The sequence below is a fragment of the Thermosynechococcus sp. OHK43 genome (genome assembly GCF_014466085.1).
Taxonomy (GTDB): domain Bacteria; phylum Cyanobacteriota; class Cyanobacteriia; order Thermosynechococcales; family Thermosynechococcaceae; genus Thermosynechococcus.
Genome location: NZ_JACOMP010000062.1, coordinates 1 through 5,801, shown reverse-complemented (window position 1 = coordinate 5,801; position 5,801 = coordinate 1). Strand labels below are relative to the sequence as shown.

Annotated in this window: 3 protein-coding genes and 1 pseudogene; 2 read left to right on the top strand and 2 right to left on the bottom strand. The window is 54.3% G+C overall.

Annotated elements, in window-relative coordinates; all coding sequences use genetic code 11:
* Positions 1–181: 181 nt before the first annotated feature.
* On the bottom strand, positions 182–1,192 hold the full coding sequence (locus H8Q75_RS02800; RefSeq protein WP_225871759.1) for an AEC family transporter: 1,011 nt from the start codon (positions 1,190–1,192) through the stop codon (positions 182–184).
* A gap of 41 nt (positions 1,193–1,233) precedes the next feature.
* Here H8Q75_RS02800 and H8Q75_RS02795 point away from each other — a divergent pair, with 41 nt between their 5' ends.
* Complete coding sequence (locus H8Q75_RS02795) at positions 1,234–2,394, top strand: MFS transporter (RefSeq protein ID WP_225871815.1); 1,161 nt, start codon at positions 1,234–1,236, stop codon at positions 2,392–2,394.
* On the opposite strand, the gene H8Q75_RS02790 is transcribed toward H8Q75_RS02795, so the two are convergent.
* Positions 2,378–4,192 carry an ABC transporter ATP-binding protein gene (locus H8Q75_RS02790; protein WP_297040317.1) on the bottom strand — a complete coding sequence of 605 codons (1,815 nt, stop codon included), beginning with the start codon at positions 4,190–4,192 and terminating at the stop codon, positions 2,378–2,380. The genes H8Q75_RS02795 and H8Q75_RS02790 overlap by 17 nt on opposite strands.
* A 418-nt stretch (positions 4,193–4,610) precedes the next feature.
* Between H8Q75_RS02790 and H8Q75_RS02785 the strand changes: the two are divergent.
* Positions 4,611–5,801 (top strand): annotated as a pseudogene (locus H8Q75_RS02785) (hypothetical protein); the annotation flags it as partial.

Genomic DNA, 5,801 nt, shown 5'->3' with positions numbered 1-5,801 from the left:
GGGCAGCGGCGGAACAGCCGCACCCATTGGCGGACGGGGGGGCACCGGGGGTGAATTGGGAACACGGGGCGGTGGCGGAGGACTTTGGGGATTAGTCATAGGGAGACTCGTTAGAGGGCTAGGAATGGATCAGGTATTTCCAGTGTGCCACTGTTTTAGCAAAACCATAGGCTCGTTAGCCCTATGTTAAAACTTGACGGCACAGGACAACCCAAAAGGGAAACACCGCCACGAAACTCAGGGTACTTAGGGCAATTACCGCAGGGGGCAAGTCGGTGTTCAACTCGTATTCCTCCGCCAAAATCAAGGCAGCAAAGGCGGTGGGCGTACCGGCCATAATGGCGATCGCTAGTAATGTGTCCCCCCGCAATCCCAAACCATAGGCGATCGCCATCATCGTCAGTGGCAGCAACAACGTCTTGACCAGCATAGGCAGCAGTCCCACACGCAAGCTCTGCCAGCCGGGGAGCCGACTGAGGCGAATTCCTATAAGAACAAAGGCGAGGGGAATCACCAAGTGAATATCTATCTCACACAACTTTTCGATCGTCTCGGGAAATGCAAGATCATGGGTAGCAAATCCTGCCACTGATGCCCAAAGGGTCGGCACCGTTGGAATCACTGCCAAAGCTTGCCACCAAGGTTGATGATTCCCTCTGCCGTAGTACTGACCAAGAAATGAACCCAAGCCGTAGGTACCGAGGGCATTTTGGGTAATCGCATAGAAGGTCGCCCAGGGCAATGCCGTCGTACTCAGGAGAGGAATGGCAACCCCCAACCCGACAAAGCCCGTGTTGCCGAGAATGCTCGCAATCAGATAGCTCCCCTGCAAGCGGCGACTTTCTCCTTCCGGAACTGTACTGGTTAGGAAGGGAGGGGTGTATTGGAGCCACTGGGGTTGAAAGTAGTGCTTCTGCAAATTGTAGAGGCCCTGGGCAAGGATATAGCCGACAATGAGCGCCACAAAGGCCAGCACCGGTGCCAACCAAATGAGTCCTGCGAAGTTGGTGTGCCGCACCAAGGCAAAAATTTGAATGGGTACCCCCACCCAATAAAGGCCGCGTCCCAACCATTGGGGAATCACTGCCGGCAACCAACGGCCACAGATGAACCCCAGACTTGTCCAAATAACTAAGGGGCTAGCTGCGCTGAGTGCATCCGCCATCGCGATCGCCCGTTCACAATTCCTCATCACTATACTGTGAACATTCTGGCAAGGAGAAGTTAAGCATGCTGGGCAAAAGAGGATCAGCCCTGAGTTTTGTGGTGCTACTGGGAGTTGTCTCCCTGTGTGCCGATGCCACCTACGAAGGCGCACGCAGTCTCACGGGGGTCTATTTAGGGGTCTTAGGCGCCAGTGGTACCGTTGTCGGCTTAGTGGCTGGCTTGGGGGAATTCATTGGCTACGGTCTGCGTCTTGTGATTGGCTATGTGAGCGATCGCACCCGTGCCTATTGGCGCATTACCACCCTCGGTTACGCCATCAATACCATCGCTGTGCCCCTGATGGCCTTGGCCAATCGTTGGGAAGTCCTAGGGGGATTCATGATTGCTGAGCGCACTGGCAAAGCGATTCGTACACCCCCCCGCGATGTTTTGCTCTCCTATGGTGCTAGCCAAGTGGGGCGTGGCCTTGGCTTTGGCCTCCATGAAGCGATGGATCAAATTGGTGCCGTTGTTGGACCGCTGATGGTGGCTGGGGTCTTTGCCCTCACCCAGCATTATCAATGGAGTTTTGCTATCCTCGCCATCCCTGCTCTGATTGGTTTGGTCGTTTTGCTGGCGACGCAGCGGCAGTACCCAGAGCCACGGAATTTTGAAACAGTGATTCAAGATCTCGATACCAAAAGACTACCAACGCTATTTTGGATTTATCTATTGGCCGTGGCCTTTCTGGGTGGGGGTTATGTGGATTTCCCCTTAATTGCCTTTCACTTACAGCAGGGAAACAGTCTGCAAACCAGTCAAATTCCGCTGCTCTATGCTCTGGCAATGGGGGTTGATGCGGTGGCGGCCCTGCTCTTTGGGTACTTACTGGATCGCATTGGCATCATGGCCTTGATCCTTGCTGTGGTGCTGTCAGTGGGCTTTGCGCCCTTGGTTTTCCTCAGTTCTGCGGTAATTTGGGGCATGGTTCTGTGGGGCATTGGGATGGGTGCTCAAGAATCTATTGTGCGGGCGATCGTCGCCAACCTCGTTCCACCAGAACGGCGGGGGTCGGCCTATGGTATCTTTGCCACTGGCTATGGTTTAGCCTGGTTTCTAGGAAGTTGGCTCATGGGGGTGCTCTACGATCGCTCCTTGGGGCTGTTGGTACTGGTGTCGGTGGTGCTGCAACTCCTGGGGCTGACGCTGTTATTGTGGGTGAGGCAAGGGTCTAGGCTTCCTGTTTAGGGGCTACTTCTTCGGTGAGGGCCTGCAACCGGTAGAGATGGGCGTACACGCCATTGCGAGCCAACAGTTCACTGTGGGTGCCCTGCTCCACCAGTTGTCCCCGTTTGAGCACAAAAATGCGATCCACATGGCGGATTGTGGCGAGGCGGTGGGCAATAATAATTGCGGTTCGATTCACCAAGAGACGGTTCAAGGCCTCCTGAATCATTACCTCGGTGCCCACATCCAAATTGGCCGTTGCCTCATCAAGGACAAGAATTTCTGGATTGCGAATGGCGACCCGCGCAAAGGCCAAAAGTTGTCGCTGCCCTGCCGAGAGATTTGTGCCCCGCTGCCGCAGGGGAGTGTCATAGCCTTGGGGCAACTGCTCAATGAACTCAGCAATATTCATTTCTGCGGCCACCCGCTGAATGTCGGCAAGGGTGTAGTTGTCGCCAAGGGCAATGTTGCTTTTGATATCCCCAGAAAAGAGAAAGCTCTCCTGCAAAATCACGCCAATGTGCTGCCGCAGTTCTGCTTGGCTAAAGTCGCGCACATTGCGACCACCAACGAGGACTTCACCGCGCGTTGGATCATAAAGACGACAGAGCAAGCGAATAATCGAACTTTTGCCCGCCCCCGTGGGGCCAACAATGGCCACTTTCTCGCCAGCATGAATTTGAAAGGAAAGCTGCTTGAGGACATAGTCATCGTCTTTGTAGGCCAGCCAGACATCACGAAACTCAACGGCAGCCGCTGTATTTTCTGTCTGGGGCAAGCGCAAAAAGGTGCGATCGGGATCCTGAATTTCAATGGGTTCTAAAAGCAGATCATGGATGCGCTCAATGGCGGTTAAGCCCGCTTGCACGATGGTAAATTTCTCCGCCAACTGCCGCAATGGATCAAAGACGCGCTGCGAAAAGAGGATAAATGTGGCTAAGGTGCCAAAGTCAATCGTGCGCTGCTGCACCAAGCCACCGCCGAGCCAGAGAACCCCCGCGATCGCCACAAAGGCAATCCACTCTAAGGTCGCCGATACCGCTGAATCATAGAAAATTGTCCGATCCACCTCTTTGATGTAGCGTTGATTGCGCCGCCGAAACAGTTGACTATTAAAAGCCTCACGGCGAAACAATTGCACCACTGTAATGCCAACGATGTTTTCCTGCAGATCGGCATTCAGTAGCGACAGCTCCTCGCGGGACTTGTAGTTGGCGACGCGATAGCAATGTTGAAAATAGATAATCAGGGCAGCGATCGGCAGAACCAAGGCCAGCAGCAGCGTTGCCAGCAGGCGGTCAATGAAAAACATCGTCAGGATGACCACCAGCATCGAGAAGACATCACTGAGAACCCCCACAGCGCCAGTGGCAAACACATCCCCCAAGGCATCCACATCACTGGTCAAGCGGGTAATGAGCTTACCGACGGGAGTGCGGTCAAAGAAGCGGGAGGAGAGCCGCAGTACGTGGTCAAATAAGTCATCGCGAATATCGGCAGTAATGTTTTGGCCAATTTTTTGGATCCAGTACCCCTGAGCTGCCTGCACCCCAAAGCGCAGTACCACGGTCACCAACAGTGCAATGCTCAGTAGATCAATCCCTTGGGTCAGCGTTAAGGCTTTCAAAAAGCTGTAGGTACTCTCTTCCCCCTTAAGGAGGGCGATCGCCTGACCAATAATGATCGGTTGTAATGCTGCTGCTGCCGCCAAGGGAATCAAAAGCAGGCCACTGCCTAGCAGTCCCCAGCGATAGGGCTTAAGGTAAGGAATCAGTCGTTGTAAAAGTTGCCAATCCGTAGAGCGTGTTGCTGCTGTCATGCCCTGCTAAAACTTGTGAACCTCTTTTTCCCAGTCTAGGGCGCACTCGCAATTGTTTGTAACAATTTACACGCTCCAGTGGGTTGTCATTTAGCCATCCCTTAGCTAGACTAAGAGTAGTTCGGGCTATTCTATCCCCCGCATAGCCCCACTGAAATCCCCGAAAAGGTAAGTTACGCCGAAAGGGTAACACACAAATCAAGGATCCTGTAGCCGCCGCTTCAGAAAAGGGTATGGATGTCCTTGATGCCGAAGGGATTTTTTCCAAGCTTTGCAGCGGCTCTAGATTTAGGGTATAGATTGCACTGCGCTTTGGTAGATAGGATAGGGGAGTGATCGCGAGCAGTCAGCCATCACTCTCTTGAAATCGCAGTAGGCTAGAAGGAGCGGCACCCCAGTTCATTCCATTCATCCGTTTATGAGTGACTCCCGTTTGCTCGATATTGCGCGGCAGGGCGACCCCCGCGCCATTGCCACACTGCTGAATGCCGTCCTCTTGCCCAAGCGGGTAAAGGCCACGGTGGTGCGTCAGGCCGAGGAGCTAATGATCACCCTGCATTCAGAAAAAATGCTCAATCAAGCGGCAGCCGCAACCCTGATCCGCACCGCCTTAGAAAAATTGCACTTGCCAGAGATTCAACGGGTTTTCATTGAGTCACGGGTGTTGGGCGTCCCCCTCTGGGAAACTCATTTTGCATTACAGGTCATGCCTGCCGTTCAACCCCCGCTGCCGGCGATCGCCGATCCATGGTCCCCTGAAACAGCACCCCCTGAGCCATCCCCGCCTGAACCGACACTGCGGGATTTGATGTCCACTTTTATGATCTCCGAGGCGCCTTCTACATCTGAAGGTCAGGATGCTGTGGCGCGATCGCCCCAAGAAGAGGAACAGCCCATTCCAGTAGAGACGACACCGGGGGATATTGTTGCCCCTGAAGCAGCTCCCCCCCTAGAGCCAGTCGCCGAAAATGCTGAGGAGGGGATAGTGGCAGAACCGATCAGTGGGTCGCAAGAGAGTTTCCTAGATGAAGTTCCAGAAATTGATCCTGATGAGGACATTAGCTTGGCAGATTTAGCTGCCGCCTTTGACCCCAACTCCCCCTCAGAATCGCCAGATGCCAGTTTTGACAGTGAAGAACTGACATCCGCCATTGAGCTGCCCTCCTTTCAAGAAGAAGGCACGGAATCCGACACCTTTAATGGATGCTCGGGGGAATTGCCAGTCCTCGAGGCTCCTGCTGAACCACCCCCAGCGTCCCTAGAACAGAGCACTGCACCACCAGAAACCCCAGACAGTGTTGCTGAAATACCCGAACCCCCACTGGCGTTTTTTGAGGCCACCTTAGAACAATCGACCCCTGAGGCATACGACTTCCCAGAACCGACGACTGAGGAGATTGCCGCCCTAGAAGCCTTAGAGACTGAGATCAGCCCACCAACCGCAATCACCTCTGAGATAGCCGCTGCAGCTGAATCCTCGCCTGAGGGGGCGATCGCCCTAGACGCTGCCTCCGTTGTTGCGGATCCTTGGGCCGCCCCAGACACTTTGCCCCCTGCACCCACAGCCCCCCAAGCTCAAGAACCCGTTAGCTATCCGCCTCTACGGGAT

Bases quoted from the DNA above. Each gene is read 5' to 3' on its own strand.
- H8Q75_RS02790 (WP_297040317.1), bottom strand. From the start codon at position 4,192: ATGACAGCAGCAACACGCTCTACGGATTGGCAACTTTTACAACGACTG.
- H8Q75_RS02800 (WP_225871759.1), bottom strand. From the start codon at position 1,192: ATGAGGAATTGTGAACGGGCGATCGCGATGGCGGATGCACTCAGCGCA.